The sequence below is a fragment of the Nocardia sp. NPDC005745 genome (assembly GCF_040630775.1).
Lineage (GTDB): Bacteria > Actinomycetota > Actinomycetes > Mycobacteriales > Mycobacteriaceae > Nocardia.
The window spans coordinates 1-1,433 of record NZ_JBEXYF010000096.1; the positions used below are offsets into that span (position 1 = coordinate 1).

General features: G+C 65.0%; 1 pseudogene. It reads right to left on the reverse strand.

Annotated features, from left to right (window positions below):
- Positions 1-1,433, reverse strand: a pseudogene (locus tag ABZ420_RS35985) (DNA-directed RNA polymerase subunit beta); the annotation flags it as partial.

A 1,433-nucleotide genomic window follows, 5' to 3' on the forward strand; every position in this document is an offset into this window, starting at 1 on the left:
TCGACCACACCGGGCTTCTCGTTCACCACCACGTCGCCCGCGTCCACGGCCGCGCGCAGCTCCATGCCGGTGCCGACCAGCGGGGCCTCGGAACGGATCAGCGGCACCGCCTGCTTCTGCATGTTCGCACCCATGAGAGCGCGGTTGGCGTCGTCGTGCTCGAGGAACGGGATCATCGCCGTCGCGACCGACACCATCTGACGCGGCGACACGTCCATGTAGTCGACTTGCGCGGAATCGACGAGCTCGACCTCGGAATTCCTGCGACGCACCGCGATTCGCGGCTCGACGAAGCGCCCCTCCGCATCGAGTGGCTCGTTCGCCTGCGCCACGACATGCAGGTCTTCCTGGTCGGCGGTCAGGTAGTCGACCTCGTCGGTCACCCGGCCGTCGACGACCTTGCGGTACGGCGTCTCGATGAAGCCGAACGGATTCACCCGCGCGTACACCGACAGATAACCGATCAGGCCGATGTTCGGGCCTTCGGGTGTCTCGATCGGGCACATCCGGCCGTAATGGCTGTAGTGCACATCGCGGACCTCCAGGCCGGCGCGCTCACGGGTCAGGCCACCCGGGCCCAGCGCCGAGAGGCGGCGTTTCTGGGTCAGACTGGCCAGCGGGTTGCGCTCGTCGAGGAATACCGACATCTGCGAGGTTCCGAAGAACTCCCTGATCGCGGCTACGACCGGGCGGATGTTCATCAGTGTCTGCGGCGTGATCGCCTCCACGTCCTGAGTGGTCATCCGCTCGCGGACCACACGCTCCATACGGGACAGACCGATTCGCATCTGGTTCTGGATCAGCTCGCCGACGGTGCGCAGGCGACGGTTGCCGAAATGATCGATGTCATCGACCTCGACCCGAACCTCGATGCCACCGGGGGCGGTCATGGTCTTGTCACCCGCGTGCAGGCGCAGCAGGTATTCGATGATCGTGACGTTGTCTTCCTCGGCGAGCACCGGTGAGCCGATGACTTCGCCGGAGTGGATGCCGAGCTTCTTGTTGATCTTGTAGCGACCGACGCGCGCCAGGTCGTAGCGCTTCTCCTTGAAGAACAGGTTCTCCAGCAGGGTCTGCGCGGACTCCTTGGTCGGCGGCTCACCCGGACGCAGCTTGCGATGGATGTCCAGCAGCGCCTCATCGGTGCCCGGTGTGTTGTCCTTCTCCAGCGACGTCATCATGATCTCGGAGAAACCGAACCGCTCGCGAATCCGCTCATCCGTCCAGCCGAGCGCCTTCAGCAGGACCGTCACGGGTTGACGGCGTTTGCGGTCGATGCGCACGCCCACGGTGTCGCGCTTGTCCACGTCGAACTCCAGCCATGCACCGCGCGACGGGATCACCCGCACACTGTGCAGGTCCTTCTCCGTGCCCTTGTCGACACTGTGGTCGAAGTAGACACCCGGCGAACGCACCAGCTGCGACACCACGAC